The sequence below is a fragment of the Pseudoalteromonas sp. SCSIO 43201 genome (assembly GCF_023716725.1).
Taxonomy (GTDB): domain Bacteria; phylum Pseudomonadota; class Gammaproteobacteria; order Enterobacterales; family Alteromonadaceae; genus Pseudoalteromonas; species Pseudoalteromonas peptidolytica.
The window spans coordinates 1,894,341-1,910,409 of record NZ_CP072683.1 but is presented as its reverse complement, the minus strand read 5'-3'; the positions used below and the strand labels follow the sequence as shown (position 1 = coordinate 1,910,409).

Genomic DNA, 16,069 nt, shown 5'->3' with positions numbered 1-16,069 from the left:
CAAGGAGCATATGCATCACTGCATGTTGTTTATTGAAAGGGGAATGGCATGCGCTATTTGGTCGCCTTGTTTGCAGCTATTTTCAGTATATTTGTGTACTCCGCTGATTTGAAAATAGAAGTGGTGTCCGATTACGACCCCGACAGGCAAACCGCACCAAACGATTTAGCGACTCAACTCTTAATCAAATTGGAAAGAAGCTTGGGTAATGCAATGACAATGTCATTTATTGCAGCCAGTCGAGCAAGGGAGTGGAGAGAGCTGAGCCAAAACCCCAACGCTTGCCTCTATAATAAAGTAAAAACAGCAGAGCGAGAGCAAGTTGCGGTTTTTACAGACTTACCACTGATGTCATTTCCTGCCAACCGACTTATACTGCGAAATCAAAAAGAGATACCTGACATTGTCTCACTGGCAACTGTTATAGACAGAGGCCTGCGCATAGGGGTTTCCGATGGCCGCTCGTACGGTAACAAAATAGATAACTTAATATCACAACACAAAGACACGTTTTGGTTCGCAGAGGGAAACCAAAGCGCTTATCGCTTAAGAGCGATGCTAAGCCAAGGGAAGTTGGATGGCATAATTGAATACAGTTCAGTGTTTATAGCTGAGCACCCGTCAGCACATTCGCTCAATCAGTATAGCTTTCATGCAATTACAGAAGCCGACTTCACTATTTTTGGGTACATAGCATGCGCAAGAAGCGACGAGGGTAAAGCAGCAATTCGTTTGTTTCAACAGGCTCTATCCGAGCCAAGAATGCAAGCAAAAATAATTGATGCTCACAAAGGACTTTTCTTTGAATTAGAGGAACCTTATATAATCCAGTCACTGGAAAATGCGTTTAGCGTTCAGCAATGATTAACACAGTTATGGTCTAATAAACTTTACTGACCAAACCATTACGAGACGTGTATATGAAGCGCTTACTTTTATTCCCCTTAATTTTGATCTTTAGTAGCATTACAAAGGCAAGCAGCTTGCCTGATTCACCTCACCTGTATGTGAAGGGAACTTCTTTTATACAAGTACAGCCTGACGTTGCTACCGTTCGCGTGGCAATAACTGAAAATCACAAGTCATTGCCAACTGCCAAGGAAAATGTGGACAAAGTCATGGCAAAAGCTATCGAAATAGCAAAAGATTTCAACATTCAGGAAAGTGATATTCACGCAGATCAATTAAACATTTACAGGCAAACGCGTTATAACCGTCAAACCAATGAAGAAGAGTTTGATGGGTTTCGGGTCAGCCGCAGTTTGACAGTAAAACTCAAAGACATTGCGAAATACCCAAAGCTTTTACAAGAGTTTGTAGATAGTGGTATTAATCAGTTTAATAACACTGAGTTTAGTGTAGAAAATGAAGGTAAATACCTGCAAAGCCTTAAAAAAGCGGCGATAAAAGACGCCAAAAAAGCAGCCAAAGAATTAGCAGGCGAGTTTGAAGTCGAGTTAGACAAGCTTTACTCTGTGTCGTTCCAACCTATGCAAACACCCATCCAACCATATGTTCGCACAGCAGCTATGGCGATGGAAGCTGATCGAGGATCGTATAAAGACGCATATAACACAGGCTCAATAACACTAAACGCTGAAGTTTATGCCGTTTATCTACTCAAGTAGAGCTAGCGGCCAATACCGTAAAGTTATAAACTATCCCTCCAATCGGAGGGTTTTTTATGATTACAGGATTATATGCGGCACTGTTGGCGCTTTTATATATTAAATTGAGTTTTAATATCATTTCATTGAGGCACAAACATAAGATCTCACTCGGTGATGGTGATATTGATACATTGCGTAGTGCCATTCGAATTCATGCTAATTTCATTGAGTATACGCCGTTTGTGCTGATTATGATGTTACTGCTCGAACTACAAGATATTAGCGCTTTATTTGTTCACATTTTAGGTGCGGCATTTGTCTTTTCTCGAGTTGCTCATTTTATCGCGCTACAGCGCAATAACTTCTCTATACGCAAAGTGTCAATGGCCACTACCTATGGCGTTATCCTTACCTTATCTCTGTCCAATTTATACCTATATTTTATTTAGTTAATATAATGGCCACACAGAAAATACTCGTCACTGGACTTCCTAGAACTGGCACCACGAGCTTATGTATTACAGCCCTCAATTTAGGATATAAAACAGCTCACACAGCCTATACAAAACAGGCTATAAAAGACGCTAACTTTTTAGCAGATACGCCAGTGTTCGCAGACTTTGAAAAGCTGTATACCTTGTATCCAAGCTCTAAGATTATCCATTTAACGCGAGAATTTGAGCAATGGCTGCCTTCAATTCGACGGTTAATGTCATCAATGCGTGCAAATTTACTCTCTCAGCAAGGAGGGTTTAACGACACTATCAAACGTTGTTACCTAGCTACCTTTCCAAATTTTGAGCAACACTTTGAAGATGATGATTACTGGCTAACATGTTATAACCAGCATACAAGAAAAGTTCGTCATTTTGTTGCTTCAAACCAGATAGAAAACATCGAGGTGGTGCTAACTGATGCGGATATAACGACTAAACTAGCACAGTTTATGGATTGTCCTGGACAAAACATCCGGATCCCGCATGTTAACATTAACGGTAAAGTCACAGCATGGAAGTGGTTCCAACACTCAAATAAGATTGACTCCACAAGAAATGGAAAGTCAGATAAAGACGCAACACTATACAATAACGTTATCTAAAAATAGTAATTAAAGGTTTAAAATTAAAAAGAAGTTATGTTTGAACTAAAATATCACACTCCATTTAGCTGGACTGATGCAGTCTTAGCTGATTTCGATACTTTTCTACAAGATCACGCTGCGGCGGAAAAGAAAGCAGCAGGCATGGCAATGGCAATGCTTGGACATTATCCAGATAGAATAAAGTTAGTGAAAGCGATGGCTGATCTTGCCATAGAAGAAATGATACATTTTAAGCAAGTATTAAAAATACTCACAGAACGTGGCACATTGTTAGGTAATGACCAAAAAGATCCCTATATAAAACAGATGCGTGCATTATTTCGTCAAGGGAGTGATGAATACCTGATTGACAGGCTATTAATAGGCGCAGTGATAGAGGCGAGGGGACATGAACGATTTTCACTGGTTGCTGAAGCACTACCTAAAGGCAAAGAGAAAGAGTTTTACGTAGCCATTGCCAAGTCAGAAGAGAAACATAAAAACCTATTTGTAGAGCTTGGATATGAATATTTCGACAAGCATATTATCGACCAGCGGCTCGAAGAAATTTTAATTGCAGAAGCGGAGATTTGTAAGTCCATCCCTTTTACCTCGGCACTTCACTAAGCTTTATCTTAGGAACTAAAAATAACGACAAGGATAACACTACATGAGAACGGTACATGCTTGGTGTTTTGGCTTTGCGCTGTTTAGCACAAATGCCGCTTTAGCAAAGACGTTTGATGTCAATGGCGCGTGGAAACAACTAAACACGGTACTAGCAACACATTATGCTTATCTTGAGGATGCAGAAAATCATCAAGCTGTTGAGCAAGCGTTTAGAAAAAAGTTAAACGGTGTCTACAACAAGCAAGATTTTATCGATTTGAGCCAGTCTTATTTACGCCACTTCACCGACCCACACCTCAATTTAGGCCCACTAAATGAAGATGACTATATTGTTTATCCAACTGGCGCAGATATTTTTGCCGTGTTTGAAGAAAATATAGCGGTGGTCTTGGACGTAAAACGAGACAGCGCAGCCGACATTGAAGGCATAAGACCAGGAAATAAAATTTCAACAGTGAATGGCCAATCAATAGTGAGTGCTATTGAAGATGTAATGCAGGTCGAGCTTAGCAGGCTAACAGATGCTCAGAAAAATTACGCTTTGAATATCGCGCTTGGCGGCAAGCGCTATCAACCTAGAAGGTTTAAGCTAATAACGAAACAGGGAACATCTGAGATGCTACTTCCTGCAAGTTATGACGCCATTAATGCGCTTTCTAAAGGAGATACTGTTTTATACAAAAAAATTGAAGAACTTGGTTACATTCGCTTTAACAATGCCATGGGAAATAGTCATACCGTTGCAGACTTTAAAGCTGCATTGCAAGCACTTGGTCAAGTTCAAGGGTATATTATAGACTTACGCAATACGCCAAGTGGTGGAAATACGGGTGTTGCAGAGCCTATATTAGGTCATTTTTCCACCACAGCTGCAGCATATCAAAAGTACCGTATACAAACTCCGACTATTCATTACCAGCGCGCGCAAGTTGAGACAGCAAACACTCAACCAGCGCAGCCAAGTATTCAAATACCATTTATTGCGTTGGCTGGGAGATGGACAGGTAGCATAGGCGAAGGAATGACAATCGGTTTAGACGCGCTTGGTGCAATTGCTGTGGTTGGCACTCCAATGGCTGATTTACTGGGCGGCATAAAACGATTATCACTCGACAAAAGCGATGCTTGGATTGAACTGGGGTTTGAACGTTTATATCACGTAGATGGTCGTTACCGTGAAGATTTCGAACCGACAGTGATAATGCCAGGTGATATGGACGAAAATGGTAATGATGTGACATTAGAGCGTGCGGTATTTCTTTTAAAGCAACACATAGATGGCAAAAGAGAAGTAGGAATCCAGCTGGCAGTATAAAACACCTTATTTAACATAATATAAATTATGGGTTGTTATGTGTGGATTGCATTATACGCACTATCGTTACTGCAATATGTCCAATACTAGACGGTATCGGACATTTCTATAAAGTTTACAACAATAACTGTTGAGCTATGGATAAGCATTTTATAGTATGTGATTGAATTTGTAATTTGAAGTATCGACATATGGAATTTGTAAGACCGCTAGAACCCATTTTGATTATTGATGATGCTGTTGAAATCCGAGATTTTCTTACTCAAATTTTAGAAAATTTAGGCTTTGAAGAAGTCTACGGCTGTGAAAACTTCGATTCAGCAAAACCGCTACTAAAGCATAAACAGCCCAACGTAGTCTTTCTAGATATTGAGCTTCCAGATACTGATGGAACTGAAATTCTAGCTTACATCAATGAAAACTTTCCAACAGCTCATGTCATCATGTGCTCCGGCCATAACAGTATGGAAAATGTTCAAAACACTTGGGAGTTAGGAGCTAAAGGTTTTATTGCAAAACCCTTCAATGCACACAAAGTCGACTCTGTAATGAAACGTTTAGAGCTGGTAACATGAACCAGGTCATTAATGATGTTTTAGACTCTCTTTCTGCTGTGATTTTGGAAAAACCTGAGCAAATTAAACTGGCGATTTGTAGCTTGCTCTGTCGAGGCCATTTACTCATCGAGGATTTACCGGGTATGGGTAAAACAACTTTATCGCATTCACTGGCAGATGTACTTGGGTTAAGTTATCGGCGAGTCCAATTTACGAGCGATCTTCTGCCATCAGACATTACCGGGACTTCTATTTTCAACCGCGAACAACAATCTTTTGAATTCCACCCAGGCCCTGTTTTCACACAGGTTTTACTCGCGGACGAGATAAATAGAGCAAGCCCAAAAACGCAAAGTGCGTTATTGGAGTCAATGGAAGAACATCAAGTGACCATAGATGGTGAGAGTCACAAGCTCCCTAGCCCATTTTTTGTAATTGCAACACAAAATCCACAACACCAATCTGGAACTTACCCATTACCAGAGTCTCAGTTGGATAGGTTTTTTATGAGGATTAGTCTTGGTTACCCATCAGAGGCCGCTGAAGTACAGCTAATTCACCAAGCTGGCATACCTCGCGCCTCAGTCAAGACTCAGCAAGTAATAGATAGTGACGCCCTACTGAAATTTCAGCAAAAAATCCCTCTTATTACTTTAAGTGACGCGGTAGTTAGCTATATTTTGCGTTTGATCACGTATACGAGAAACTCAGGCATGTTTAGCGATCCACTATCGCCACGCGCCAGTATTGCACTGGCTTCAGCAAGCCGTGCATACGCATTTATCAATGGTCGAGACTTTGTCATCCCAGATGATGTACAAGCTGTTTTTACCTCTGTTTGCGCACATCGTTTGGGTGTAACGAGCACAAATGAAGCCCAGCTCAAATTGCAAATATTTGATAACGTACCGGTACATTAAATATGTTCAAACGCTTGCGAGCTCAAGTCAAACAGCACATATATAAAAAGCACCAAAGTTCAGAACTCACGTTTTCACACAGCAATATCTATATCTTGCCATCTAAAGATGGCTTCTTTTTTGTCACAGTTGCACTCATTAACTTCATTTTGGGGATAAATTATCAAAATAACCTGATCCTCGCGACATCATACATAATGGCCGTGATCATGGTCGTGGCCTTGTTTATCGCTTTTTTTAATTTTAACAATGCTAAAATTCAGTATTTGGGCGCTGAGGATAACTTTAGCCCTTATCACCCTACCCTTAATTTAAAGTTGTCATCAAGCTCAGAGATACAGTCGCTAAGGCTCACTAGTGAATACAACCATACACCTTCACATATTCCTATTACTCAAGATGAGATACAAATAGCGCTTCCTATTACCAACTTATCACGGGGTAAATATGAAACAGGCACCATTAAAATAATGAGTTACTTTCCACTTGGGCTGATCCGGACATGGTCTTATTTAAGACCAAATGATGTCTTTTATATTTACCCTACACCATTACCTTTAGATGAAAAAGAGCAACAACCAAGTCATATACCAGATAAAAACGAAACTTTATCACAACAGCAGGATAGCGCATCTGAGTTTGACCACCTTACCCTTTATCAAAAAGGGATGAGCCTTAGCAGGGTCGCTTGGAAACATTACGCCAAAACCGAGCAGATGTTAGTTAAAACACACAACTCTAATGGCCACTTTTCAAATCAAACCGTCGTTGATTATGACTTATTACTTGGCACAAAAGAGGAACGCTTGGGTAAGCTTTGCACACAAATTTTAGATGCCGATAAACAGCAAGCTCATTATGCACTAAAACTCAAACAACTGCGTATACCACTGGGTAGCGGGAACGCACATAAGCAAAAATGCTTGGAGGCGCTGAGTGAGTTCTAAGTTTCCAGTATGGTACTATAGCACCTCTGTATTTGTTTGGTTGATTAGCCTCATTCTGATTGATGACTTTGGGGTTGGCTTTACGGGTTTAGTAAGCGTGCTGATGCTTTGGCAAACCATTCGCATATTCACAACACCAACAATATTGAGTGTGCGATTCATTAATGTCGTTACTTTACTTGGGGCAGTTACAACTGCAAGCTTAATTGGTCTGAAAAATAGCGTAAATGTTTTCGTCGCGCTCATGTTAATAGCCTCCTTGCTGAAACAGATACATGCCACAAAGGCAAACCAGTTCACGCAAATTTGTATTTTGAATTTTTTTACTTATCCGTGCTTATTTTTATTCACACAAAGCCTGTTTGCTGCTTTGTTAGTGCTTTGCATGCTGGCTGTAAACCTAGCTATTATGCTTAACCTAGAGCAGAACTTAAAATTAAAACCGGCTTTGAAAGTAAGTATCAAAGGTTTGATAATAGTGTTGCCGGTGGCTGCATTTTTAGTGGTTTTTTTACCAAAGTTACCGGCATTTTGGCAGCTACCACAACCCCAGAAGGAAGCTAAAACAGGCCTGTCTGAAAATGTCGATCCGTTTGATATTGTTAGCTTATCGCAATCGGAAGAACTCGTATTCCGAGCTACCTTTGAAAATGAGCAGATTGAAGGGCCTTACTACTGGCGAGCCATCATTCATGATGAATTTGACGGAAAACGCTGGAAAATATCTGAATATCAAAGAACGAATATGAAGCCACCTTCCCTCGATGAAGGCGAGCATGCAACAATCATTGCTCAACCAAGTCACATTCCTTGGTTATACGGTTTATCCTACTCATACTCAAATAACCCAAAGTTAAATAGCAATGTATTTGGCACAGTTTACCTCAAAAGTCTCACATCAAAGCCTATTGAGTACTCAATTATGGTTAGCGACTTTTCACCTGAAAGCACGCTAAAACCTTGGTATTATCAACGTAATGTAAAGATCCCTAAAGAGTTTAACCCTAAAACAACCCAGTTAGCTCAAACTTGGGTAATGAGTTCGTCAAATACAAGCGAGTTTATTGAGAAAATGAGGCTGTATTTTCTCAATAATCAATTTATTTACACTCTGACCCCAACACCTAGTCAGTCTGATAACAGAGTTGATGAATTTTTGTTTAATACACAAAATGGTTTTTGTGGGCACTACGCCTCGGCAGCTGCATTTTTGCTGAGAAGCGCAAACATTCCAGCGCGCTTGGTATCGGGTTATTTAGGTGGTGAGCAAAACAAAAACCAAGGTTATTATAGTGTTTATCAATATGATGCTCACGCTTGGGTCGAGTATTTTACGCCTGGAGTAGGTTGGCAACGGTTAGATCCGACAGCATGGATAGCACCAGAACGCATGACAGGTAGCCTGTCACAGCTAGCGCAATTGTCTAATGAGTTTCAACAAGGATTAGGATACAGCTTAATCGCTTTTTCAAATTGGCATTCAATTAATTGGGTGCGATTAAAACTAGAAGAGCTAGATTATCAGTGGACTAGAGTTGTCATCAACTTTGATAGAGACAAACAAAGCAGGTTGTTCAAAAATTGGTTTGGTAAATACGGCACACTGTGGGCTGGGATTATATCATTACTAATATTTGCGATACTGTCAGTCATTCTCTTCTTCTTGGTAAACTATATACGTAGGGCTACTCCCCCTATCGAGTTGGCTTATTACAATGATATAGTGCGTTATTTGAATAGGGACTCACACAGTGGTAGCGTTCGACAGAATATTCAGGAATTAACACAATTGCTTCCGGAGAATGAGAAGGTACTTTGGCAGTTCTATGCGTTATTTGAGAAGTCACAGTATCAACAAAAACCACTATCTAAAACTGAGTTAAAAAAATTAAAGACCTTATACAGGCAAATAAAAAAGAAAGGCTAGAAGTAAATGAATGCTGTTATTTTGGGCGTGTTGCTCATGTTGGGGCTAACCCTTGTAAGAATTAATGTCATCGTTGCAATGACTATTAGTGCTATGGCTGCCGGACTTGTTGCTGGTTTAGACATAAAGACAACACTCAATGCGTTCAATGATGGGTTATCTGGTGGTGCAGAGATCGCGCTTAGTTATGCAATGCTTGGCGGCTTCGCTGTCGCTATCTCGAAATCAGGCTTAACACAAATTTTAGCACAAAGGCTCCTTAAGCTTGTTAATGCTAATAGCAATGAAGGTTCAACATACTTGAGTATGTTTATTATGGTTGTTATTTTAGCTTGCTCTGTGGCATCGCAAAATCTGATCCCGGTTCATATCGCATTTATTCCAATCCTGATCCCACCTTTGCTTGTAGTGTTGAATAAATTAAAGCTTGATCGCCGCGCCATTGCTTGTATCTTGACGTTTGGCCTTGCGACTAGCTACATGGTGCTTCCATATGGGTTTGGAGGTATTTATTTATATTCTATTTTACATAAAAACCTCATTGATAATGGTTTAACACTCGCAAAGTTTGATGTGCCCTACGCAATGGTTATTCCTGCGCTTGGTATGTTACTGGGATTGATCATTGCCCTATTCATTAGCTATAGAAAAAAACGCGAATATCAAGTAGGTCAACTGCAAAGCGAGCAAGCACCTGTTTTGCCCGAGGGCAAAGAAGCTAAAAAGGTGATGCTAGTTGGCGCTGTTGCTGTAGCTGTATCGCTTATTGCGCAAAATATCAGTGGCTCGATGATTCTAGGCGGACTAGTTGGTGTTATGATTTTCAGCTTATTTGGTATTGTAAAATGGGAGCAAAACTCTGACGTTTTTAGTAAAGGAGTTGCCATGATGGCAATGATAGGTTTTATTATGATTTCGGCACAAGGCTTTGCTTCAGTGATGAAAGCGACAGGTGATGTAGCTAGCCTAGTTTCTAGTTGCGCAAACTTTGTTGGCGACAACAAACCTCTCGCAGCAGCAATGATACTATTAGTTGGCCTGCTGATCACGATGGGCATTGGTAGCTCCTTTTCAACAGTGCCAATTATAGCGACGCTGTTCGTGCCTCTATCATTGGAAGTCGGCTTTTCAGCCATGGCAACGGCAGCTTTGGTCGGTACTGCTGGTGCCTTGGGTGATGCAGGCTCCCCAGCCTCCGACTCAACACTAGGTCCGACATCAGGGTTAAATGCTGATGGGCAGCATGACCATATTTGGGACTCTGTAGTACCTACATTTATTCATTTTAATATACCTCTACTCTGCTTTGGTTGGATAGCTGCAATGGTGCTATAAATTATCAAAATATTGACTGATGAAAGGCACCTTGTATCATGGTGCCTTTCTTAAGCTTTATTATCCAACCGTTGAATTCAAAAATGCGTTTAACATAGTTCGCTAACTCTGAAAATATCGGTCTGATAGACCCTATCACTCAAGGTTTCTACTTGCACATTAAGATTAAGTTCCACAAAACCGTACCGTATATTGAGTTAACACCAATTTGTATGATGTGTTCTTTTTGTTGTAAGGGACTAACAAGACATATAAAGACTATGCCTTGTTAAAATCATCAAAAGCCATTTAGCATTTTGTCACATACCACTGGGGTTGGTCTGTGGTTATCGTCTACTGCAACAAAGGTAAAGCTCCCCGTTATTGCTAGGTGTTTATCGTCTTTGTGCATTCTCTCGAGATAAATCTCAACATCTACTTTCAAACTTGTATTACCAACATGCACTACTTTTGATACCAGTTCAGCAAACGTGCCGGCTGGTATCGCCTCTTTAAAATCAACACGATCAGAAGAAATAGTTACAAGCGGTTTACGGCAAAAGCGTGTGGCTGCAATAAACGCCACCTCATCCATCCACGCTAGTGCATCCCCACCAAACAAAGTGTTGTGATGATTAGTACGTCCAGGAAACACTGTCTTGGTTACGTGAGTAATAGAGCTTGCGATACGCTGCTCTATAATTATCTTTCTTTGTTCTTCTGTCATTTTTTAACTGCTTTGTTTGCTAATGTTTCTTTCATAAGTAGAGCTGGGTCAAGTCTTTCCCCAAACCAATTAAATCGCCAATCTAAATGAGGGCCGGTTACTCTTCCCGTAGCACCTATCTCAGCAATTTTGTCACCTGTTGTAACTTTGTCGCCTGCTTTTACATCTAACTTACTGAGGTGAATATATGTTGACGTAATACCGTGACCATGGTCGATAATTAATGTGCCACCACTGTAGTATAGATCTGAATTTGCAAAAACAACCACACCGGATACAGGTGCATACACTGGCTCACCTGTTTTGTTCGCTATATCTAAACCAAAGTGAGGGCGTCTCGGCTCACCATTAAAGTATCTTTGGCTTCCATATATGCCTGATATTCGGCCTTTGGCAGGTCGGTATACTGTTTCTTTAAAATACAATAAATCTGAGTCACCTTGTCTGGCTTTCGACACAGCTTGCGCTTCTTCACGAATACGTTTGAGGACTGACTCAGGCGGTGAAACATATTTTTTAGCCACCCCTGTAATTTTATCTATATCATAATCACGTTTAGTAATAAGCAGAGGTTGAGAGTGTTTTTTGCCGTCTTGAGATTGCCAGCTTAACGTATGGCTTAACTCAGCATCGCGACCAAATCCAAAAACAAAGTAGCCTTCTTTTGAACGCTTTATTGCTCTTTCATTTAACTTTATATTACTGGCCTGTGGCAGTTTACCAATGACCATACCACCTTGGGTTAAATTGCCTTTTAGTTCTAATGCTTCAGTAAAAAGTGCTGTACTTGCAATTACGGCAAACATGAGCGCTTTAAGCATAAGCAATCGCTCCTTTACCCACACCTTCATAGGCACGCACTTGCACATGATCGTTAGGATGCTGCACTTTTATCTGACCTGCCAAGTATTCGGCAATGCACTCAACGGTGGTATCGCACGGCAAAATATCACAGCGCGATTTACTTATCGCAAGCTCAAAGTAGCCTTGTGATGACGTATAAGCAAACGCGTAATCTCCCTCTTCCGCTACGATATGTTTGAGCTCAGCTGAGGATATCAAATCTTCCTCACTTGCGAGATATATATCTTGCCATTTATCTGCCCATTGCTTTTGTAATCTCGGCATACTGACGTCGTTTAGCTTGATACCAATCAGTGAACGGTGACCATGAATAATACGCTGACAGTTACCATCATGTTTTTTAAGACCGTGACTATAGTGATAATAGAAGCCGCTTGTCGCCTCTGGTCGTAAAGTGATATCGAGATCTTTCACATTATCCGGTAAGTGAGGCAAGATCACTGATTTGAGATAGGCAATTGTATTTACTTCGTTGACTTCTTCACCTTCAATCATACACACAGCTTGCTCTGGCGCACTCATTGCTAAATGACTATCACCAATATGAAGATCAAGTTCAAATCGACCATTTGTGTGTTTGGTATTAGCGCTAAGCGCGCTAGGTATTGCTAATTTGTGATCTAGCTTTTCATCGATAATTTGTTTGATTTGTTTTTTGACTTTCGCAAAATCTAGCACCATAGACTCAGCGTTTAAGTCGCCATGTAATACGATATCCGTGATCCAACTTTCCCCTACCGCACCACGACGAGGGCAAAGGTACGAAAAATCAATCACGGTTAAAGAGTCAACAAAAAGGATCATAAATTACCCAAAATAGCCTACAAAAAATCAATGTTGATTATAATGATTTTCCCACTATAAATCGCCCCTAATCAGAACTGATTTGCATTTAATCTCTTCAATTTTTTGAAATTTAATCAAATAGACATATCCTTAGCGCAAAGTTTACAAGTCAGCGTACGCTTTTTAACTGTTCGGAGTTGTTTAGCGTACATCTGTACGCTAAAGTAGCGTCAATTTGCAAGCTAAGAAGAAAAGTTATGGAACCTAAGAACAGCTATACAAAAGAAGAACTTATTTTATGTGGTCGCGGCGAAATGTTTGGTGAAGGCAACTGCCGACTGCCAAGTGACAACATGCTCATGATGGATCGCATTGTCCAAATTAACGATGATGGCGGTGAACACGGCAAAGGCCAAATCATAGCAGAGTTAGATATCAATCCAGATTTATGGTTCTTCGATTGCCATTTTAAAGGTGATCCGGTTATGCCTGGTTGTTTAGGTTTAGATGCAATGTGGCAGCTAGTTGGCTTTTTCCTTGGTTGGTCTGGTGGCCCTGGCCTTGGTCGCGCTCTTGGTGTTGGTGAAGTAAAATTCACAGGACAAATATTACCGACAGCGAAAAAAGTGACTTACCGTATTGAAATGAAGCGTGTAATAAAGCGAAAACTATTTATGGGACTTGCTGATGGCATCGTTGAAGTAGATGGTCGTGTTATTTATGAAGCAAAAGACTTAAAAGTTGGCCTTTTCCAAGACACCAGCGCTTTTTAATACCAATTTTCTTATTTAAGTAGTCTATTTTGAGGCGAGAAAGTTTTGTCGATAACACCGCTTCCGCGTCCTGCTCACGCCGAGGTACCTAAGTCCTGTAGGCAAGCAAAAATTTTGCTCTTTAGTTGTTCTAAATAAGAGATTTTTAACGCGGTTAGCGTCAGATTTACTCCTTAAAATTGAGCAAGTATTAAGTCAAATTGGTATAATCTCACGATTTTCTGTAAAACGCACAAAGCCCCTAGCGGGGCTTTGTTCTCCTAAAATTCGGTATCAGGTTTTAAAGATGTTGCGATTGTCCATCGCTTCTCGCCATCCGCCTAACCATTCTGATCTGTGTTCTACTTGTTGATAGGGACAATTTTCTTTCGACCGTCCGGCTAATCCAGCCTTAAATCCTTGTGAATGTGCTCTTTCTAAACGGTCTCTTTTCTGTCTCTTCATAGGTAATATCCTCACCTTTTTCTCTATCAGCTTTTGAGTGTACTGATACTGCGTAGTTCAAACTTGATTAGAACAAAACTCACTTTTCCGAGTATCCACGAACGTGGTTTTGCTCATCTAACTAATAAACTAAAACTTAGATTTTATTGAGAAAAGTTAAACACTAGCCACATCATAAAAATACAGATGCGCTACTTACCGATGAGATTTGGCCAAACCCATACCTTCAATAAATCATATCTAGGGGAGTCATGCAATGATCATAATTGTAATTCTTGGATGTACAGCAGCAAAAAGCATAAATTTGCTTTAGATTAATCATAAGTTGGATAGGCAAGCTAAATTTGCATTTAATCTGGGCTTGTTTTTATTGTAATTCCTGTAAAAAAACATTCATAAGATAGTCATAAAAAAAGGCCAGATAGATCCAGCCTTTTTTCAATAACTTGTATCTCAATGCAAGCATTTGCTCGGTTAAGTGCTTGGCACTTAGCTCGCCTTAATCACTTCCAACCCGCCCATATAAGGCTTTAATGCGTCAGGAACAACAATCGAACCGTCTGCTTGTTGATAGTTTTCAAGGATTGCAACCAAAGTTCTGCCAACCGCTAGCCCTGAACCATTTAATGTATGTAATAGTTCTGGTTTCTTTTCACCACTGCGGCGGAAACGAGCCTGCATACGACGAGCTTGGAAATCCCACATATTTGAACAAGAAGAAATTTCTCTATATGTGTTTTGTGCAGGTAACCACACCTCTAAATCATAAGTCTTAGTTGCACCAAAGCCCATGTCGCCAGTACACAAGACTACTTTTCGATATGGTAGGTCTAATAACTGTAAGATTTGTTCTGCGTGTCCTGTAAGCTCTTCTAATGCTGCCATCGAATCTTCAGGCTTAACTAACTGCACAAGCTCAACTTTATCAAATTGATGTTGACGAATAAGTCCACGAGTATCACGGCCATAGCTACCAGCTTCACTTCTAAAGCATGGTGTGTGGGCTGTCATTTTTACAGGTAGCTCTTTTTCATCAAATATTACATCACGAGCGCAGTTTGTGAGCGGAACTTCCGCAGTCGGGATCAAGCTAAAGCCATCTTGATCTTCAGACAAGGCTTCAGTATGAAATAGATCTTCTGCAAATTTAGGTAGTTGACCCGTACCGAATAAGCTCGCTTTATTTACCAAATATGGTACATACATTTCTGTATAACCATTTTGCTCAGTGTGCGTGTTTAGCATCAGCTGAACAAGCGCTCGATGCATACGCGCAACGCCACCGCGCATCACGGTAAAACGTGAGCCACTTAACTTAACACCCGTTTCAAAATCTAGGCCTTTGTCCAACGCTTCACCTAGGTCAACATGATCTTTTACTTCAAAATCAAATTGCTTTGGCTCTCCCCAAATGCTGATCTCTACATTTTCAGATTCATCAGCACCTGCTGGAACATCTTCAGCTGGCAGGTTTGGTAAAGACATAGCGTAATCATTCAGCTCTGCCAATACTTTATCTTGCTCTTCTTTGGCTGCACTTAACTGATCACCAAGATTAGCAACAGCATCTAGTAACGGCTGAACATCTTCACCTTTCGCTTTGGCTTGACCAATTGCTTTGGAAGAACTGTTACGCTCGCTTTGTAATTCCTGAGTTTTGGTTTGTAGCGCCTTGCGCTTTTCTTCTAATTCAGTGATCTTAGCAACATCAAGTTCGAAACCACGCTTTTTCAAACGCGCAGCGGCTTCCTCGATGTCTTGACGAAAGTATTTAGAATCTAACATTGTTTTTTTAACCTTTTTGCATGATGAGGCAGAGACCAACCCAGGCCATAAAGATACACGCCACCACATTTAGGGTGACGTTAAACGCCATTTTCACATATTGCCCTTGTTGGAGTAGCAACAAGGAATCCATTGAGAATGTAGAAAAAGTAGTCAGCGCCCCTAAAAAGCCAATACCTATTAGCGTTTTAGCGGGTGAAGCTGCAATTACTTCTTTTTCAATTAAACCGTAAAGCACACCCATCAATAATGAACCAAGAATATTAACGATCAACGTCCCAAAAGGGAATCCCTTACCTAAGAGTTTTATTGATATATCGCTGATAAAAAACCGTAACATGGCTCCCAAAGCACCACCAAGCGCAATTGTAAGGTAATTAATAAACATC

18 protein-coding genes are annotated in these 16,069 nt (G+C 40.5%); 12 read left to right on the top strand and 6 right to left on the bottom strand.

Features of this window, described 5'->3' with window-relative positions:
* Positions 1-48: 48 nt before the first annotated feature.
* From J8Z24_RS08230 to J8Z24_RS08180, 11 genes are all read left to right on the top strand, one after another.
* Positions 49-864 (top strand): ABC transporter substrate-binding protein, encoded by an 816-nt coding sequence (locus J8Z24_RS08230; RefSeq protein ID WP_176031733.1) that lies wholly within the window; start codon positions 49-51, stop codon positions 862-864.
* 119 nt (positions 865-983) lie between these two features.
* Positions 984-1,628, top strand: coding sequence for an SIMPL domain-containing protein (locus J8Z24_RS08225; RefSeq protein ID WP_225740719.1), 645 nt, complete (start codon positions 984-986; stop codon positions 1,626-1,628).
* Positions 1,629-1,684: 56 nt separating this feature from the next.
* Positions 1,685-2,059 (top strand): MAPEG family protein, encoded by a 375-nt coding sequence (locus J8Z24_RS08220; RefSeq protein ID WP_125254148.1) that lies wholly within the window; start codon positions 1,685-1,687, stop codon positions 2,057-2,059.
* 8 nt (positions 2,060-2,067) lie between these two features.
* Positions 2,068-2,709 carry a sulfotransferase gene (locus tag J8Z24_RS08215; RefSeq protein WP_252095590.1) on the top strand — a complete coding sequence of 214 codons (642 nt, stop codon included), beginning with the start codon at positions 2,068-2,070 and terminating at the stop codon, positions 2,707-2,709.
* Between the two features lie 36 nt (positions 2,710-2,745).
* Positions 2,746-3,318, top strand: a complete 573-nt coding sequence (locus J8Z24_RS08210; protein ID WP_176031731.1) for a tRNA-(ms[2]io[6]A)-hydroxylase — start codon at positions 2,746-2,748, stop codon at positions 3,316-3,318.
* Between the two features lie 43 nt (positions 3,319-3,361).
* Entirely contained in the window at positions 3,362-4,636 is a 1,275-nt protein-coding gene (locus J8Z24_RS08205) for a S41 family peptidase (protein WP_252095589.1), read from the top strand.
* A gap of 191 nt (positions 4,637-4,827) precedes the next feature.
* Entirely contained in the window at positions 4,828-5,211 is a 384-nt protein-coding gene (locus J8Z24_RS08200) for a response regulator (RefSeq protein ID WP_125254144.1), read from the top strand.
* Positions 5,208-6,113 (top strand): AAA family ATPase, encoded by a 906-nt coding sequence (locus J8Z24_RS08195; protein ID WP_176031729.1) that lies wholly within the window; start codon positions 5,208-5,210, stop codon positions 6,111-6,113. The genes J8Z24_RS08200 and J8Z24_RS08195 overlap by 4 nt, the downstream gene beginning before the upstream one ends.
* A gap of 2 nt (positions 6,114-6,115) precedes the next feature.
* Positions 6,116-7,060, top strand: coding sequence for a DUF58 domain-containing protein (locus J8Z24_RS08190; RefSeq protein WP_176031728.1), 945 nt, complete (start codon positions 6,116-6,118; stop codon positions 7,058-7,060).
* Positions 7,050-8,987, top strand: a complete 1,938-nt coding sequence (locus tag J8Z24_RS08185) for a transglutaminase TgpA family protein (protein WP_252095588.1) — start codon at positions 7,050-7,052, stop codon at positions 8,985-8,987. Before J8Z24_RS08190 ends, J8Z24_RS08185 begins: the two co-directional genes overlap by 11 nt.
* Positions 8,988-8,993: 6 nt before the next feature.
* Complete coding sequence (locus J8Z24_RS08180; RefSeq protein ID WP_176031726.1) at positions 8,994-10,322, top strand: Na+/H+ antiporter family protein; 1,329 nt, start codon at positions 8,994-8,996, stop codon at positions 10,320-10,322.
* Between the two features lie 277 nt (positions 10,323-10,599).
* On the opposite strand, the gene J8Z24_RS08175 is transcribed toward J8Z24_RS08180, so the two are convergent.
* From J8Z24_RS08175 to J8Z24_RS08165, 3 genes are read right to left on the bottom strand one after another with little or no spacing between them, the layout of a single operon-like run.
* Positions 10,600-11,028, bottom strand: coding sequence for an acyl-CoA thioesterase (locus tag J8Z24_RS08175; protein WP_125254139.1), 429 nt, complete (start codon positions 11,026-11,028; stop codon positions 10,600-10,602).
* Positions 11,025-11,849 carry a M23 family metallopeptidase gene (locus J8Z24_RS08170; protein ID WP_147391456.1) on the bottom strand — a complete coding sequence of 275 codons (825 nt, stop codon included), beginning with the start codon at positions 11,847-11,849 and terminating at the stop codon, positions 11,025-11,027. The genes J8Z24_RS08175 and J8Z24_RS08170 overlap by 4 nt, the downstream gene beginning before the upstream one ends.
* A complete protein-coding gene (locus J8Z24_RS08165; RefSeq protein WP_176031725.1) occupies positions 11,842-12,696 on the bottom strand; it encodes a 6-carboxytetrahydropterin synthase in 855 nt (284 codons plus the stop codon). The genes J8Z24_RS08170 and J8Z24_RS08165 overlap by 8 nt, the downstream gene beginning before the upstream one ends.
* Before the next feature lie 239 nt (positions 12,697-12,935).
* Here J8Z24_RS08165 and fabA point away from each other — a divergent pair, with 239 nt between their 5' ends.
* Positions 12,936-13,451 carry a 3-hydroxyacyl-[acyl-carrier-protein] dehydratase FabA gene (gene fabA, locus J8Z24_RS08160; protein ID WP_010372774.1) on the top strand — a complete coding sequence of 172 codons (516 nt, stop codon included), beginning with the start codon at positions 12,936-12,938 and terminating at the stop codon, positions 13,449-13,451.
* A 273-nt stretch (positions 13,452-13,724) separates the two neighbouring features.
* Here the strand turns inward: fabA and rmf are convergent, their stop codons facing one another.
* From rmf to crcB, 3 genes are all read right to left on the bottom strand, one after another.
* Positions 13,725-13,895 carry a ribosome modulation factor gene (rmf, locus tag J8Z24_RS08155; RefSeq protein WP_010372771.1) on the bottom strand — a complete coding sequence of 57 codons (171 nt, stop codon included), beginning with the start codon at positions 13,893-13,895 and terminating at the stop codon, positions 13,725-13,727.
* Between the two features lie 489 nt (positions 13,896-14,384).
* Positions 14,385-15,680, bottom strand: a complete 1,296-nt coding sequence (gene serS, locus J8Z24_RS08150) for a serine--tRNA ligase (protein ID WP_125251387.1) — start codon at positions 15,678-15,680, stop codon at positions 14,385-14,387.
* Between the two features lie 7 nt (positions 15,681-15,687).
* Positions 15,688-16,068, bottom strand: coding sequence for a fluoride efflux transporter CrcB (gene crcB, locus J8Z24_RS08145; RefSeq protein ID WP_176031723.1), 381 nt, complete (start codon positions 16,066-16,068; stop codon positions 15,688-15,690).
* Position 16,069 lies beyond the last annotated feature (1 nt).